Genomic DNA, 15,806 nt, shown 5'->3' with positions numbered 1-15,806 from the left:
CCTTAATTACTCAAACATCGGCGGGTAAAGACCGTGGCGGCCAGGTTTGGCACCCGCTGCCGGGTCGAACAGCATTGAGAACAGCTGGCCGGTAAAGTTGCCGCTGTGGACGTGGGTGTAAAGCGGACAGCCGTCGGTCTGATTGGTCCACCAGAAACTGGTGTAATGCTGCGGATCGAAGCAGTCTGAAACGCGTCGCCAGCTCAGCGTGCTGTGACCATCCTGATAACCGATAACATCGAGGATGTCCGACTGCGGCTTGTGCTGCGGCACCGGCGGCGGCGGTATCGTCAGCAGCGCCTGATCCAGCTGTTCCGCAGAGAAGCCGTTGCGCACCGCGTGCAGCAACGTGCGGCCCAGCTGCTGATACCAGTCGCCCGCCATCGCCAGCTGCTGCTGCGTCCAGCTTTGCGGCGAGAAGGTCATCAGGGCACAAAGCGGATACTGGCGGCCAACGCTGTCGCGGGCGGGCATCAGACAGCCCATCTGTACCTGCTGGCTGCCCAGCATCGGTGGAACAATGAAGTTCCAGACTGGTGCCTGGCTGAACTGGCGTTCCCCTTCGGCCCGTGGCGGCTCGCTCTCCTGCCAGTTCAGCAACCCCACCTGAAACCAGTGGGTCCACTGCTGCAAAAGCGCATCGGGGAAGCGGCGTTTGATAAAATCACCGCCGCTCGGCAGTTTTCCATACCAGCAAGGTGCAGGTGTCTGACTCATTGTATTTTCCCTGATCATGGGCAGCTGAAGCCGGGTAGCTGGAACGGGTTGCGGATGCTGTTTGGCGTAAATTCCAGCGTCACGCGGTGCCCGTTAGCGTTAAAAGTAGCCTGACGGCTCAGCGCGCTGCTGCCCGATGAGAGCTGCGCGCGGTCAAAGAAGCGGTTCAGCGCCCAGGCACCGTTGGTCACTAAGGTTGCCGTGGTGCCGTTGGCTAAGCCGAGCTGCATGCGTACCTGACTGGTGCCACCCGGTCCCGGCCAGCTCATCAGCTGCTGTGCCTGAGGGCCGTGGCTGTAGCGCAGCAGCTGTCCGTCCACATCCAGCGTCAGCGTCAGGATGTCGTTATCCATTTGCAGGGTACGAATGGTGACGCGATAAGAAGGCGAGGTGGCGCCGTTAGCAAAGAATGCATCACGAATATTCTGCGCCTGCTGGAAAGGCCGCAGCACGCTTTCGCCACCCGGCAAGGTTTTGCCATCAATGCCCGGCGTGAAGCGCCAGTTAGCCTGCGTGGTATCGACCTTGTTCGCCAGGTTGTCGCGGAAGAAGCTGTCCATCAGGCCGGAGCCTGGCGCAAACATGCGGGCCAGATCGTCCGGCGTGACTTCGCTGCGACCAGAGCGCGACAGCGGATAACGACCGGCAATCGCCTGACGGCAGAAGCTGCCCACTTCCACGTTAATGCGTTTACGCACGTTATCCAGATCGCGGCGCTGCGTGTCGCTGCTGGCCCCGACCGCCATGCTGGTAAACATGTTCTGCAAGGAACCCGGCAGGCGTCCGGCACTGGCCTGCAAGCGACTGATTGCTTCACTGGCCGGCGGCGGCATCCCGCTGTTGGCCGCATCCTGCACCGCTGTCAGGTAGCGATAGAGGTCATCGATCTGCTTGAGGAAATCGTCAAAGGCGATGGTTTTACCGCCTTTTTCCAGCGGCTGCGCCAGTTCGCTTATTGGTGCAAAGTGAGCAGTCACTGTCTGCTCAGGCGTTTGTGGCTGTGCTGCTGCCGTGGTGGCCTGCTGAGAATGGAACAGCGCCTCCAGCGTGCTGCTGGCGCTGCTTTGCGCAGGCTGCTCGCCTTTCGTTTTCTCTCCGGCCGGTAGCGCTTTATCCAGCACCAGATAGTGGCTGAGATTGATAACCAGTTTACGCAACGGTGAACTGCTGCTGGAAAGCAGCCGTGCCGTGTTAATGCGCTGCGACAAATCCGCGCTGTTATTCAGCTGGATGTCCTGGAGCAACCCGTCCCACTGGCGGATGTAGTCATCCATATAGAGCTGGCGAACCGCGTAGTCAGTTTGCGCTTTGTTTTCATCCTGCACGGCACCGCCAAGCACCCACTGGTCATCGCTGTGCAGCCCGGAGGTCACGGCGGCAATTTTTTTGTCGAAGCTGTTCCAATAGCCTTCCGGGGTAAACAGGCCGGGAATGCCGTCGCTAATGGATTTGCCGCTTTTACGCGACAGTACCAGTTCGCTCTGCGGGCCACCCAGCGAAGCCAGCGAGACCGCTTTCAGGCTTTCATCGCGTTCCAGCAGGCGCTTGAGGCGGCCATAGACGCGCTGCGACAGCGGCATCTGATTAATCAGCGCCTGCTCGCGCTTTATCAGTGCATCATCCTTTGCATAAGGTGAGGCCTGAATCTGCGTTTCCAGCAGCTGGGCCAGATGCCAGTCGAGCTGTTTGATCTGCGCCTGAGTCACGTTTTGCGGCTGATTACGCTGAATATTCAGCATCACCCACGCATGCAGGAACTTGCCGTCGTAATGCTTTGGCTGATAAAGCATCTGATACGCCTTCAGCGCTTCATAGCTGTAGTCCGCATCGCTGCCGTTGTCATTGCGCAGCCAGGTGGTGATCAGCTGGGCAACCTGCGGCATCAACAGCTGCTTCAGTGATTTCTGATACAACGCCATCGTCGCATCGCTGACTTCACCGCCGCGATAGAGCCCCATACGGCGCGTTAGCGGCGGATCGTTCAGGTCAAAATCTTCACTTTCCGGCAGATGCAATACGCCATTGAGATAAGGCAGCAGCGCATACAGGTCGGTCAGATTGCCGGTCTGCAAATGATTGCTCAGCGCCGCCACCTGCGGCACCTTAGCCTGCACTTCCGCCAGATAGCTTTTGTTGTTGCTGTAGCTGGTGCTCCACAGCAGCGCCGCAATCACCAGCGCGCTGGCCAGCGCAACATAGCCAGACCACAGCACGGCGCGATTACGCAGTTCCCACCAGCGATTGCTGCCCGCCAGTCCCGCTTCCTGGAAAATGACGTTTTGCAGCAGATCTTTCAGGAAGAAGCTCTGGCCTTTGTTGCCCGGTATCGGCGCTTCTTTATTCACGTTGTCCCACGAGCCGCTGTTGCCGCCTTCACTCTGTGGCAGATGCAGCGCGCGGGTCAGTTCGCCCATCACGCGGTCAAACGGCAGGCCTTCCTGCGTACCGCTGGCAAAGTAAATGCCACGCGGCGAGAACTGGGTTTCAAAGTTGGAGCGGCTGAAGACCGTTTCCAGATAGTCGTTCAACAGAGGACGCAGCGCGGCGAACTCCTGCGGGAACAGATAGCTTTCGGCGCGGGCCTGCGCGTCGCTTTCCGCCAGCAGCGTGTCCGGCAAACCGGCATCCAGACGCTGTTGAAGCAGCGCATATTCCTGCGTGAAGGCGCTGTGCAAATCGAAATCGGCATGCTTTGCACGTTCCCACGGAAAGGTAAAGCCCCAAACCTGATCGCGCTGCGCTTTGTCGAATTTGGCGAAGTAAGCGCGAAAACCTTTCAACAGGTCGGTTTTGGTCACCATGACGTAAACCGGGAAGCGGATCCCCAGCTGTTCGTGCAGCTCCATCAGCCTCTGGCGCAGCGAGAGCGCCTGCTCGCGTGACGCTTCTGCCGATTGAGAAAGCAGGTCGGAAACGCTGACGGTAACGATGACGCCGTTAATCGGCTGACGGCCACGGTATTTACGCAGCAGCCCGACGAATTTGTTCCACTCGCTGGCATCCTGCTGCCGATCGCTTTCCTGCGTAGTGTAGCGCCCTGCCGTATCCAGCAGCACCGCTTCGTTAGTGAACCACCAGTCACAGTTTCGCGTGCCGCCGATGCCGCGCAGTGCGGCCTTGCCGAAGCGATCCGCCAGCGGGAACTGCAAGCCGGAGTTCACCAGCGCCGTCGTTTTACCTGCGCCCGGCGCACCGATAATGACGTACCACGGCAGCTGATAGAGGTACTGGCGGCTGAAGCGCTGCGTCCAGCGGCGATTTCCGGCACGGCTGAAGTGGGCTTTTTTCAGCAGCTCCTGCGCTTCGTTAAAGCGCTCGGCCAGTACGCGATCTTCGCTGGTCAGACGTTTATGATCGCCGGCTTCATCTTCCGGCGTGGTTTTCAGGCTGCCCATCAGTTTGCGGTTCAGCCAGGCGTTGTAAACGCGCGGCACCACGTTGCTCAGACCCCAGGCGATGTAAAGCAAAGCGATACTGATTTGGCGGTTAACTTCCGGCTCCAGCGGGCGGGAGTCGACAATCGAAAACACCGGCCCGATCACCCAGATGATAAACGACAGCGCGGTGATGCCGATAAATCCCCACATCAGCCGGTTGGTCATGATGGCAAAAAGAATATTCAGCATCCGTTAATTTCCTTGCTGCGACGTCAGTTCCGCGCGGGTGCTGTCGGGTGCGACCAACAGCGTAATATCAACACGACGGTTACGCGCGCGGTTCTCTGCGGTGGTGTTCGGCACCAGCGGATTGGTTTCTCCCCGCCCTTCCGCCTTCACGCGTTGCGGCTGACCTAAACTCTGCTGCAACCGTTCCTGAACGGACTGCGCTCGCGCCAGTGACAGCTCGTAGTTCGAAGCAAAACGCGCGCTGCGGATCGGCACGTTATCGCTGTAGCCAATCACCAGGATGCGGCCGCTGACGTTGTTCATGGCCTGGGCAACGCGATCCAACACCTCTTCGTATCGCCCACGCACGGCGGTGGAACCCGAGGTAAACAGGCCGTCGCCTTTCAGCGTCACCACGCTCTGATCCGCTTCGTCTTTCACCGAAACCAGCCCCTGTTCAATTTCAGGACGCAGGAACGCTTTCAGGTTTAGCGCGGCTGGCGCAGGCGGTGCCGGATTGTGAATCGTCACTTCCGGCAGCGGCGTTTGATACACCGCCGCCAGCACCGGGCTGGTGGCATCGCCCAGCCGCCAGTTAAGCAGGATATAGAGCAGACAGGCGAGGAAACCGACCAGCGCGGTACAAGCCCACAGCGGCACGACCGGACGCCACAATTTGCGCGTCACCGGATGATCTTCCGGATGGGGCGAAAGCGGCGGTGCATAGCCGCCACGCACTGAACGGATCATCTGCAACAGGCGCTGCTTGATGGTTTCCAGCTGCGAACGACCGTTGTCCAGTACGCGGTAGCGCCCTTCAAAACCGAGTTGCAGGCAGAAGTTGATCAGCTCCAGCAGCACAATCTGTTCGCGAGGGTTCTGCGACAGCTTGGCCAGCAGCTGGAAAAACTTCTCGCCGCCCCAGGTTTCGTTATGGAAGGTGACCAGTAGCCCCTGCCCCGGCCAGACGCCACGGCTGCCCCACGGCGTTAGCGCGGCGGCTTCGTCCAGCGCGGTGCACAGGCAGTAACGTGCGCCGATAATCACTTCATAGGGTAGCCCGGCGCGCTGGCAGTTCATTTCAAACTGGCGCATCTCGTCGATTAACCGCTGGCGTAAACCGGCGGGATCGGCGTGCGTCACCGAATGGCGGATTTGAGGGATGGCGTTCAGTAAGGGATTTGCCGCCGCAACCAGCGGATTGTTACTGCCCGCGCCCGAAAAGAGGTCGCTCTGGGCGGTGGCCTGTCGTTCCTGCATATTATCGCTCCAGGCCAGCTGAATGACTACGAATCGCCCAGAACTCCATCGTCAGGCCGGGGAATTCACCGGCGAGATGAAGCGCGAACGTGCCGGATTTTTCCATCTCCTGCCACAGCTCGCTCTCTTTCGACAGCTCAAAGTAGCTGTAACCGGCGTGCCACGGAATTTGCGGCGGGGCGACAGGCATTGCGCGCAGCACCATGCCGGGCAGCTGAAGCTGCACCAGATCGCGAATTTTGGTCACGGGCGCGACTTTCATCTGCGCCGGGAAATGGGTCAGCAGCGCTTCGCCCGGCACGTTGGCGCGAACGGCCAATACAAAGCCGAACTCGCGCACCATGGAGGTATCCGGCACCGTGGCAACGTTCAGTCCGTGAGAGCGCTCGGTTAACGGCAGCTGGATGGCGTTCTCTTCCAGCACCTGCGACAGCCCCTGACGCAGCATCAGCATCAGTTTGCCAAAGCACCATGCCAGATCGTCATGGTCGTAGACCGGCAGCGTGGCATCCGGGAAACGCTGCGGCGTATAGCTGCTGAGCTCGCAGGCAAACGCCAGCCAGTTGGCGAACAGCGCTTCAGGGTGCAGTAGCGGCAGATTTTTCAGATGGCTGGCGTGGCCAAGGTGATGATTCACCAGCGCCAGCAGCATAAAATCGACCATATCAGCGGTGTTAAAACGGCCCGGCTGCTGGAGCCGCTGCCCAATCTGCTGGCTGCGCTGTTTCAACAGGCCCGGCATGTCGCTGAGGTAGTCGTACAGCTGCGGATGCGCAATGCAGTTGAGCATCGGCGGAATATAGCTGCTGTCCAGACGTACCTGATTATCGCTACGCTTTTCCACCACTCTGACGGCAGCCATCGCCGTCCACTCTGCGGAAAGTTCACTTTCCAGCATCAGGCGCAGGCGCAACTTACCAAACTGTACGGCAGCCGGGCTGACCGCGTCGGCATTGAAGTCATCCACTTCCTGCTCAAAGGTGACATAACGCGCCAGTGAGTCCACGGCTTCGCTGAAGATAACCTCTTCGCGACCGTTACGCCGTGCAGGCAGCGCCAGCACCACTTTTTCATTGTTCTGATTATCAGGGATTGCCAGCGGTGCAGGGCCATTGCGGCCATCACGAAAAGAGAAAAAAGTGCCGTCTGGCAGCAGCCCGCTCGCCGAACTGAGCGCGACTTTTCCCTGACGAAGCATCCCTTCATCAATTTCAAAATCTAAAAAGCCCCACAGGTACGGACGCTGGGTCATTCCCCAGTTGATGAGCGTACTTTGCAGATGGCTTTCTGCCTGCTGGAAATGGTGCGGGCGCAGGAACATGCCTTCGGTCCAGACCACTTTTTCTGCTTTATTCATAATGACTTCCGTTTTATGGCAGGGAGGCGCGAACGACACGCAAGCCGCCGGCGTCAGCGCTGATATTGACCTTCAGTTCATCCGACGACGCTTGCCAGATGGCTTCGGGCGTGCTGCTACCCGTGGCGGACAGCGGCAGCGAGAGGCGCCATTTTTTGCCATCCAGGGTCTGATATTCGGCCAGAATGCCGATATAGCGGGCCTCTGGCGCGGCGGGCACGGTAACGGTTTTGCTGCTGTTTGTGGGCATCAGGAAGAATTGTTCGCTGTAGAGCAGATTGCCGCCCAGCAGGGCCGCCGTGCTGTTTTGCAGCGAATAAAAATCGGCAGACATGAAATCGGCGTCGGAGCGAAGCAGCAATAAACGTACCTTAAGCGGCGCGGCATTATTGGTCTGCGGATGGCTCTGAAACGCCAGGCTGTAGTGAGTTGGTACGCTGTGTGAAGTGCAGCCCGTCAGCACGCTGAATGCCATCAGGAAAAACGCCTGAATACTCAGGCGCCAAAAAAGACATTTTTTCATAATGTGGCCACTGGCCCGTTATCAGTCGATGACCCAGGTCCCGCTGGTGTTGTTCTGGCAGGCTTTGCTGGCGCCATCTACGGCGACGCAGGTTTTTTTAGTGCTTGCACGAACGCGTTTACGGCGGGAGTCGGCTTTGATCGTTTTGTCGTAGAGATCGCTTTTAACCACGGCGCGCAGCGGCACATAACCGATCATCTGCTCTTCGCCCTGTTCAGCAATAGCAAACCAGTTGTTTTCAACCGTACCCAGCACGGTATAAGGCTTGCCGTTTTCCAGGTTCGTCACCAGCTTGCCGCCAAAGTCAGGACGCGTCATAACAGAAGCGGCGTACAGGGCGCGGTACTCTTCGTTGACCGGCGTGAAGCTTAGCGGCGGCTGTACCGCATGACGATAGGTCAGTTTGACGCCATCAACGGTGGTGGAAACGATTGTGTCGTCCGTCATCGGTGGCGGTGGGGCTTTACATCCGGCAACCGTCAAAACAAAAAGCAGGCTTAATGCAATTCGAATTTTCACCATATTCCTCATGAAGTTTTTGTTTAAAAAGACGTTTTAGGGGCTGGAAATGTTTAATCTTATACCGCCTTACCGTGCTGCACGAGGCGATTTTTTTCAAAAAAGGCGCGTTGAATGGCGGAGCGGGATCGGATTCTGTAACACCCTGGCCGTACCAGAATAAAAAACAGTCAAAACGACTGTGCCCACAAAGGCCATCGCCTTCGGGCCACACAGATTGCGCATTTTTGTTAACAAAAATTCGCCGCAGCATCACGATTAGCCAGATAATTGTGAAGTAACCGGGGGCAAAATTGATACTGTTATAGCAATTTATTTACCGCTGCATGCACTACCGATAGCTTCGCAGCCTTTCTTTGAGCGCTAAAGTAGTACAATTATTGCTAAATACAATTATTTCAGGGGTAATTTTTTTCGGGGGGAGTTGCCAGCTGAAAATCAGTCACTCTGTGTTACATGACATCTTAACAGCGCAAATACAGGCAGTTACTGCTTAGAAACCGATACCATAGCTACCGCACGAGATGGTGCAATCGCAATCCATCCCTGACCGAAAGTACAGTTTTAACCCTTTTTTTCGGCAAGTTTACAGTGTCCTTCCAATTATTCAACGATTCGCATTTACATTTGAAAACATTAGCCTTACTAATGTTAAAAAAATAAAGTAAATTCTGCATAAATGGCACGCATTTACCAGGACTATCCTGCATTTATTGCTTAAAACTCAGCCAGTTTATTTAAACTGGTTATTAAAATTAAGATATGTAATAACTAAATATTATATAACAATGTTAGTTAATGGACCTGAGTTGTAACAGAAATGGGAAAGGGTTTTTGGTGACGGGAAAATTCAGTGGATTATATTGCTCGAAATGCCCCTGAGAGCATAACGAACAATATGCTGCTAAAAATTTAGCTTTATGTGCGTTTTACCTGGCAAAATGTACACTTAAGCGATCAGAATCTCTTGCAGTTCGGCGAGCGTGCTTACCTGCCAGTCCGGGCTGATGCCATCAGGCAGCGGGCGGTTATCCGCGTTTAGCCAGCAAGTGGCTAATCCTGAGTTGATGCCGCCTAAGATATCCGAGTCCGGGTTGTCGCCTACCATCATTACGCGCTGGCGGGAGGGATTGCCCATTTTCTCCAGCGCATAATCGAAGATCGCCGGATGCGGCTTGGCGTACCCCACCTGTTCAGAAATCACCAGCAGATCGAAATACTCCAGAAAACCCGTACGTTCCAGGCGCGTCTGTTGCAGCGCGGTGAAACCGTTGGTGATAATCCCTATCTTCACGCGCCCTTTCAGCGCATTGAGTAGATTGACTGCGCCCGTCAGCGGCAGGCACAGCTCGGCCATCGCACGTAAAAAGCCATTGTTCAAATCCAGCGGCGTCACGTTGAGTTTATCGGCCCAGCCCTGAAAACGCTGGTGTTGCAGCTGCATCGCACTGATGGCGCCATTCTGATATTCCACCCACAGCGGTTTGTTAACCGACTGGTAAGTGTCGTAATCTTCTGCTGTAAAATGCACGTCGTACTGCTGAAAAAGACGCTGAAGACCTGCGAAGGCGTCAAAGTGAAACAGCGTGTCGTCCGCGTCGAATAAGATCCAGTCCCAGTCTTTAAGCATTGTTCAAAAGCCCTTGTTAAATCGTCAGCGCCATAATGATGGCATCTTCTTTGCCATCTGCGGTTGGGTAATAGTTGCGGCGCACCGAGACTTCATTGAAATCGAGCTGTTCATACAGCGCAATAGCCGGGCGATTCGAGGCGCGAACCTCCAGCCATAACGTCAGAATGCCGCGTGCTTCCAGTTCGCTAATCAGATGTTGCAGCAGTTCCCGGCCCAGCCCCTGACGCTGAAAAGCCGGATCGACGGCCAGATTGAACAGCGTCGCTTCGTCGAGCACCACTTGCGTAATGGCAAAGGCCGCCATCTGTTCACCGACATCAAGCCGGTAGTTGAGGTAACGTTCGCCCTGATTGCTGACCAGCGTTTTTTCACTCCAGGGAAAAGCATGGCTGCGCTGCTCAATGGCAAAAGCGCGGTCAAGGTCTTGCGGTGTCAGTAAAGAAATCTGCTTCATAGTGGGTGATCTGCTGCCACAACGCGCGTTTGGCGCTGGCATTATGGTAAAGCTCCGCAAGAACGGGCGAAGCGATTTGTGAACCAGGCACGTTAATGGGTGCGTCCAACCCCAGGCACCAGCTGGTGCAGCGGGTGTCGTCAGGCAGCATCATTAACTGTTCCGGCGTAAGGACCACCACTTCATGCGTGCGCATCTGCATGGCAGAGAGCACATCGCTGATGAAAGGATCGGTTAACAAAGGCGGCACATCGGCCACGATCAGCAGGCGAGTCTGCCCACTAAGCGATACGGCTATTTCACCGTGTAAAGCACCCGGACGCCGCAGCGTATACTGCGTAATACCCATTTGCTGTAATAACCAGTCACGTCTGGAAGACATCTTTATTCCCCGTCTGGTCGCCCAAGATGCGGGCTATGCTAGCAAACCAATGGCATCCGCGCCAACAAACCCCGCACCCAAGGCGCGCTTACAGCGGGCGGCGACAGTGCGCAAAAAGCATTCTCTCGCTGTCATGCTGCAACGCCGATAAATTTCGGTATAATCGCCGCTCTGATTTATGAGGAGCCACCGATGTCTGCATTTACCCCGGCCAGTGAAGTTATACTGCGCCACAGTGATGAATTTACTCAACGCCGCGTACTGTTTGCTGGCGACCTGCAGGATGACCTGCCCGCCCAACTGGATACCGCGCTGAGCCGGGTACATACCCAGCAGTTTCATCACTGGCAGATCCTCAGCCGTACGCTGGCGGAAAACGCCAGCTATGGTCTGGTGGCGACGGCAGAAATGGTTGCCGACTGCGATACGCTGATCTACTTCTGGCCGAAGAACAAGCCAGAAGCCCAGTTCCAGCTGGAAAATCTGCTTTCTTTGCTGCCCGTTGGCAGCGATCTGTTTATCGTCGGTGAAAACCGCAGCGGCGTGCGTAGCGCAGAACAGATGGTAGAGGAATGGGCGCAGCTGACCAAAATCGACAGCGCGCGTCGCTGCGGTTTATATCATGGCCGCCTTGAGGCAAAACCGTCCTTTGATGCAGAAGCATACTGGAATGAATATCCGCTGGGCGATTTGACCATCAAAACACTGCCGGGTGTGTTCAGCCGTGACGGTCTGGATACGGGCAGTAACCTGCTGCTTTCCACGCTACAGCCGCACACGAAAGGTAAAGTGCTGGATGTGGGCTGTGGCGCGGGCGTGCTTTCTGTGATGCTTTCCCGTTTTTCACCCAAAGTCCGTCTGACGATGACCGACGTTAACGCGGCGGCGATAGAAGCAAGCAAGGCCACGCTGGCGGCAAACAATCTGGAAGGCGACGTTTACCCAAGTAACGTCTATTCCGACGTGAACGGTCGCTTCGACATGATCCTCTCCAACCCGCCGTTCCACGACGGCCTGCAAACCAGCCTGGATGCAGCTCAAACGCTGATCCGCGGCGCGGTTAAGCATCTGAACATGGGCGGCGAGCTGCGCATCGTGGCAAACGCCTTCCTGCCTTACGCACAGGTGCTGGACGAGACGTTCGGCAACCACGAAGTGCTGGCGCAGAACGGCCGCTTCAAGGTTTACCGCGCCGTGCATTCCCGGGCGGCGAAAGCAAAACGTTAAATAGCAGGGAGCGCTTATGCTCCCTGAACCTGCACGTTGTCAGCCATCGCGCGATTTGTGTCGCTTTTTACAGCGATCGTATTGCGGCAGTTAAATAACTGTTGACGTACCGGGGAAAATCTCTAGAATGCGCCTCCGTGGTTGCAATATAACGTTGTTATATTGACGGTACGCGAAGGTGGCGGAATTGGTAGACGCGCTAGCTTCAGGTGTTAGTGTCTTAACGGACGTGAGGGTTCAAGTCCCTCTCTTCGCACCAAAAACCACGTTATTCATGTTATGCGCACTGCGCGAAGGTGGCGGAATTGGTAGACGCGCTAGCTTCAGGTGTTAGTGTTCTTACGGACGTGAGGGTTCAAGTCCCTCTCTTCGCACCAATGCGATGATATGAATAGAAAAGTTCAACACGATGCGAAGGTGGCGGAATTGGTAGACGCGCTAGCTTCAGGTGTTAGTGTTCTTACGGACGTGAGGGTTCAAGTCCCTCTCTTCGCACCACGTTGAACCTCCGCTTTTACTGCAATACCCTCAGTTTTTCCCGCAATAGTCTGATTTTCCTGCAATATTAATTCGTTTTACCTTCTGAAACTTTCCTGCTTTTACGCTTTTATTCGCACGATCCCGCTTATCTTTGCAGAACCGTTCCGTTTATCAATCCGAACCTGTTATAGCGTGCCGAAGTTAATGGAAATCGCCGCCATGCCGCCCGCTAGTGCCAGGCAGGAAGGCAGCAGCAGATAATGGCGCAGACGTTTGTGGTAAAGCATGACCGCCGTGGCCAACAGGGCAATGACCATCACCACCCGCCATTCGGCAAAGGAGAGGTGCAGCAGCGTAATCAGTGGCATTATCGCGCAGGGAAGCAAGACACCCCATCCGCTATCCAGTCGTTTATTTAACATCCAGCTTATCCCCCACAGTCCGCACGCGGTGATCATTGCTATCAGCATCGCCGTATCCACACCTTTTTAAATGATAATGATTACCAATAGCATATAAGAATCCTTATCACTTTGCAGCTAAATTTGCTGGCGCTTTGCGTAATCTTTACACTCGATGATGACAGTGAGGGCATAAAGTGATAAATTGCCCGCGTTCGACTATTAAGTAAATTCAAATAATATCAGCTTCAAACTATTCCAGGTTGAAATCAGGCCAGCCTTTCAGGTTGCGTCAGGGAATATTCACAGGGTAGTCATGAGTAAAAAATAATGAAATTACAAAGCTATGATGAATTGCTTCACAGCAAGCATCGGCTGTCGCTGATGCTATTTCTTTTTTTAAACACAGCCACATCGCTCTTTTATTTATATCATAACGAGGAAAACCCGCCTTTTTTATTCACGCCGCCGCTGCTGGTGATTGCACTATTGAGTGTGACAATATTGTTATGGATGCTGTTACGTCCCGGACGCAAATTTCCACCCTTAAATATCGCTGCGGCAATAACCGGTTTACTCTGGAGCTGGCAAATTGTATTTAAGTATCAACTTGTCTTTTATTATGACAGCAGCTTTTTGATTATCAGCCTGGTCAGCGTCTTTTTTATCAGCGCCATTGCGCTGGGCGATCATCTGCTGGCGTTCTGCCTGCATATCGCCCCGCCAACGCTGGCGGTGCTTGTGCTGGATCGTGGTGAGAACACGCTGCTGCTGCTGTTCACCATTATCCTGCCCCTGACCGGTTTTACGCTGCACCACCTGATGCAGCAGCGTCGCGACCGCTTTACCCGTCGGCTGGTGAGCCAGCTGTACGAAGAGAAACAGACCTACAGCGACCTGAGCATGCTTGACCCGCTGACCGGCCTGTATAACCGGCGTGGCCTGGCAAGCCGCCTGAAGAATATCCTCGACAACCACGCCGGCAGCCACTTTCTGCTGCTGCTGGATATCGATCATTTCAAAGCCTATAACGACAACTACGGCCATGCCATGGGCGATCAGGCGCTGGCCAGGGTTTCGGTGGCCATTCGTGACGCTGTCCGCTCCCGCGATATTGTGACGCGCTACGGTGGCGAAGAGTTTCTGGTTTTACTCACTAACGTGAACGAGTCGATTGCCATGAAGCTCGCTGAACGCATCCGCCAGTACGTGCAGGAATTGTCCATTCCTCATCTTTTTAATGAGCGAGTGGCGACGCACGTGACGATCAGCGCGGGTTTTGCCCCCCTGCATGCGGATGATTTTGACAGCGCACTGACCAATGCCGATCGCGCGCTTTATCTGGCCAAAAACCGCGGTCGAAATAATATTCTTTCTCATGCAGCTATTTCGCAGAGCGATCTTAGTAAGACTGTCGACGGGCCATAATATTGCCTGGCCCGGCGCGAAGCCGGGCCTGTTCTCGCCTGATACCCCGCTATTATCCCCCCTCTTTTTTCCTTCAAGGTATTATTTGACTTATTTTAAATTGCGAACTGTAAATATGTTCTGTTGCAGATTAAATTCGGCCAGTAAGGCGAACATGCCTGGCACCAATAATTGTCAGCATTGCTAACAGCAAATTTTGCTTAAATAGTGATTTATGCCGCGATAATTTTAGCTACCTGAGAATAAACCTTTTCCAACAAATTGCCTGTCAGCCCGGAAAATGGATTAAATACCGTTAAATTCCATTAAAACAGCATGATTATTCCCTGTTGTTATTATGGCTTTTAGATTATGCCATGCCCGCTGTTAAACGCAAAAAATGCTGCTTGTTTGCACAATCCCCCTCAGATACAATCAAGAACGATTATCATTTGTTTTCCTGTTTGGTTTATTGCGGAACCCCTCATGAGCACCATTTTGCGTCAGGCATCTGAGTATGGCTCTTACCCGCTGATCTTCCTGCAAAGCGATCGCTCACTGGCGAGCTCGCTGCGCGATTTGTTCAGTGAGCATCGTGCTTATTTCCTCGATACCATCAAGCTGGGCGGCGAAGCGCCGGCTGGCTGTATGACGCTGAAACGCTGGTCGCAACCGGAAAACTTTGCGCGCCTGAATCAGCGCTACGGCGATTTTATCTATCGTGATAACGGCGGACTGGCGCGTGAGAACAAACCCTTGCAGTCGCTCTGGGCACAATGGTATTTCGGCCTGATCCTGCCGCCAATGATGATGGCGCTGCTGCTGGAAAATCGTGCGCTGGACTGTTCGCCAGAGCATATTCACGTTGAATTCCACGAAACCGGCCGCCCTGCGGCTTTCTGGATTGACGCGCGTGAAGATGAAGAGGCACGTTATCTCAGCCCGCGCCGCCGCATGGATCGCCTGATCCAGCAGCATCTTATCCCGGCAGTTGAGGGCATTGAGCGCCACGGCGACATCAACGGCAAACTGATCTGGAGCAACAGCGGCTTTGCCGTCTGGTGGTTCCTGGGCGAACTCGCACCGCTGTTGGGTGAAGCGCTGCGTGCAGAGTTGGAACACGCTCTTTTCTTTAGCCGCTCGCTGCTCGACGGTTCTGATAATCCCTTCTACCGCACCATGTTGCCGCGCGACGGTGAAATGCAGCGCCGCACCTGTTGCCAGCGCTATCGTCTGCCGGATGTAGAACGCTGCGGCAACTGTACGCTGAAACCTGTCTGATTTTTTCTCCATCCGTTTACAGCCCGGCTTCTCTGTGGCAGCGTTATCGCCTCAAAATGAGGGAGATAAGCATGAGCCTGGAGTCTGTACGGCAGTTTTTTGCCGAGCGCGCACCTGATATTGGTATTATTGAGCTGGCCGAAAGCACCGCCACCGTTGAGCTGGCCGCCCGCGCCCATCACGTTAAGCCCGGCCAGATAGCGAAAACGCTCTCGCTGAAGGTGAAAGATCGGGTTGTGCTGATTGTGACACGCGGCGATGCGCGCCTTGATAACCGCAAACTGAAAGCCATGCTGGGCGCAAAAGCACGCATGCTCAGCACCGACGAAGTGGTGAGCTGGACCGGTCACCCGGTGGGCGGCGTCTGCCCTTTCGGGTTGGAAACGCCTTTGCAGGTTTTTTGCGACGTATCGCTAAAAGATTTCGCGGAGGTGTTGCCCGCCGCCGGTTCGATTTTTAGCGCGGTACGCATCGCGCCAGCGTTGATGGCAGAGCTGACTGAAGCAACCTGGGTAGATGTCTGTCAGCTGCCTGAATAAGGGCGTCGGATTCAGGGCGCA

The 15,806-nt window shown here is 55.1% G+C and carries 14 protein-coding genes and 3 tRNA genes; 7 read left to right on the top strand and 10 right to left on the bottom strand.

All coding sequences use genetic code 11. The features are described 5' to 3' along the window. Positions 1 to 6 precede the first annotated feature (6 nt). The 9 genes from tagF to AAGQ96_RS03050 form a co-directional block, all read right to left on the bottom strand. Complete coding sequence (gene tagF, locus AAGQ96_RS03090; protein WP_147194879.1) at positions 7 to 717, bottom strand: type VI secretion system-associated protein TagF; 711 nt, start codon at positions 715 to 717, stop codon at positions 7 to 9. Between the two features lie 14 nt (positions 718 to 731). Beyond that, the gene (gene tssM / locus AAGQ96_RS03085; RefSeq protein ID WP_342754817.1) at positions 732 to 4,343 is read right to left on the bottom strand and encodes a type VI secretion system membrane subunit TssM; all 3,612 of its coding nucleotides are present in this window, start codon (positions 4,341 to 4,343) and stop codon (positions 732 to 734) included. 3 nt (positions 4,344 to 4,346) lie between these two features. Next, positions 4,347 to 5,582 (bottom strand): DotU family type VI secretion system protein, encoded by a 1,236-nt coding sequence (locus AAGQ96_RS03080; RefSeq protein WP_147194873.1) that lies wholly within the window; start codon positions 5,580 to 5,582, stop codon positions 4,347 to 4,349. A gap of 1 nt (position 5,583) precedes the next feature. Further along, positions 5,584 to 6,939: a type VI secretion system baseplate subunit TssK gene (gene tssK / locus AAGQ96_RS03075; RefSeq protein WP_147194870.1), complete on the bottom strand. Its 1,356-nt coding sequence runs from the start codon at positions 6,937 to 6,939 to the stop codon at positions 5,584 to 5,586. Positions 6,940 to 6,952: 13 nt separating this feature from the next. Next, positions 6,953 to 7,462 carry a type VI secretion system lipoprotein TssJ gene (tssJ, locus tag AAGQ96_RS03070; RefSeq protein ID WP_147194866.1) on the bottom strand — a complete coding sequence of 170 codons (510 nt, stop codon included), beginning with the start codon at positions 7,460 to 7,462 and terminating at the stop codon, positions 6,953 to 6,955. Positions 7,463 to 7,483: 21 nt separating this feature from the next. After that, positions 7,484 to 7,981: an SH3 domain-containing protein gene (locus AAGQ96_RS03065; protein WP_168199667.1), complete on the bottom strand. Its 498-nt coding sequence runs from the start codon at positions 7,979 to 7,981 to the stop codon at positions 7,484 to 7,486. Positions 7,982 to 8,930: 949 nt separating this feature from the next. Beyond that, complete coding sequence (gene yjjG, locus AAGQ96_RS03060) at positions 8,931 to 9,611, bottom strand: pyrimidine 5'-nucleotidase (RefSeq protein ID WP_147194860.1); 681 nt, start codon at positions 9,609 to 9,611, stop codon at positions 8,931 to 8,933. Between the two features lie 16 nt (positions 9,612 to 9,627). Next, positions 9,628 to 10,068 carry a ribosomal protein S18-alanine N-acetyltransferase gene (rimI, locus tag AAGQ96_RS03055; protein ID WP_147194857.1) on the bottom strand — a complete coding sequence of 147 codons (441 nt, stop codon included), beginning with the start codon at positions 10,066 to 10,068 and terminating at the stop codon, positions 9,628 to 9,630. Then, the gene (locus tag AAGQ96_RS03050) at positions 10,031 to 10,450 is read right to left on the bottom strand and encodes a DNA polymerase III subunit psi (protein WP_147194854.1); all 420 of its coding nucleotides are present in this window, start codon (positions 10,448 to 10,450) and stop codon (positions 10,031 to 10,033) included. Before AAGQ96_RS03050 ends, rimI begins: the two co-directional genes overlap by 38 nt. Before the next feature lie 192 nt (positions 10,451 to 10,642). Between AAGQ96_RS03050 and rsmC the strand changes: the two genes are divergently transcribed. From rsmC to AAGQ96_RS03030, 4 genes are all read left to right on the top strand, one after another. After that, the gene (gene rsmC, locus AAGQ96_RS03045; RefSeq protein WP_147194852.1) at positions 10,643 to 11,677 is read left to right on the top strand and encodes a 16S rRNA (guanine(1207)-N(2))-methyltransferase RsmC; all 1,035 of its coding nucleotides are present in this window, start codon (positions 10,643 to 10,645) and stop codon (positions 11,675 to 11,677) included. A gap of 172 nt (positions 11,678 to 11,849) precedes the next feature. Continuing rightward, positions 11,850 to 11,936, top strand: a tRNA-Leu gene (locus AAGQ96_RS03040). Positions 11,937 to 11,967: 31 nt separating this feature from the next. Next, positions 11,968 to 12,054 (top strand) — tRNA-Leu (locus tag AAGQ96_RS03035). Between the two features lie 34 nt (positions 12,055 to 12,088). Further along, positions 12,089 to 12,175: transfer RNA gene (locus tag AAGQ96_RS03030), tRNA-Leu, on the top strand. Positions 12,176 to 12,342: 167 nt separating this feature from the next. On the opposite strand, the gene AAGQ96_RS03025 is transcribed toward AAGQ96_RS03030, so the two are convergent. Further along, the gene (locus AAGQ96_RS03025) at positions 12,343 to 12,627 is read right to left on the bottom strand and encodes a DUF1435 domain-containing protein (RefSeq protein ID WP_342754816.1); all 285 of its coding nucleotides are present in this window, start codon (positions 12,625 to 12,627) and stop codon (positions 12,343 to 12,345) included. 261 nt (positions 12,628 to 12,888) lie between these two features. On the opposite strand from AAGQ96_RS03025, the gene AAGQ96_RS03020 reads away from it, so the two are divergent. The 3 genes from AAGQ96_RS03020 to AAGQ96_RS03010 all read left to right on the top strand — a co-directional run bounded on the left by AAGQ96_RS03020 (position 12,889) and on the right by AAGQ96_RS03010 (position 15,785). Then, positions 12,889 to 13,986: a GGDEF domain-containing protein gene (locus AAGQ96_RS03020; protein WP_342754815.1), complete on the top strand. Its 1,098-nt coding sequence runs from the start codon at positions 12,889 to 12,891 to the stop codon at positions 13,984 to 13,986. 465 nt (positions 13,987 to 14,451) lie between these two features. Continuing rightward, on the top strand, positions 14,452 to 15,246 hold the full coding sequence (gene fhuF, locus AAGQ96_RS03015) for a siderophore-iron reductase FhuF (protein ID WP_342754814.1): 795 nt from the start codon (positions 14,452 to 14,454) through the stop codon (positions 15,244 to 15,246). A 71-nt stretch (positions 15,247 to 15,317) separates the two neighbouring features. Further along, positions 15,318 to 15,785: a YbaK/EbsC family protein gene (locus AAGQ96_RS03010; protein WP_147194842.1), complete on the top strand. Its 468-nt coding sequence runs from the start codon at positions 15,318 to 15,320 to the stop codon at positions 15,783 to 15,785. Positions 15,786 to 15,806 lie beyond the last annotated feature (21 nt).

The sequence above is a fragment of the Pantoea sp. MBD-2R genome, assembly GCF_039134845.1.
Classification (GTDB): Bacteria; Pseudomonadota; Gammaproteobacteria; order Enterobacterales; family Enterobacteriaceae; genus Erwinia.
Note: the sequence above shows the minus strand (reverse complement) of the source record. Positions and strands in the feature narration are given on the sequence as shown.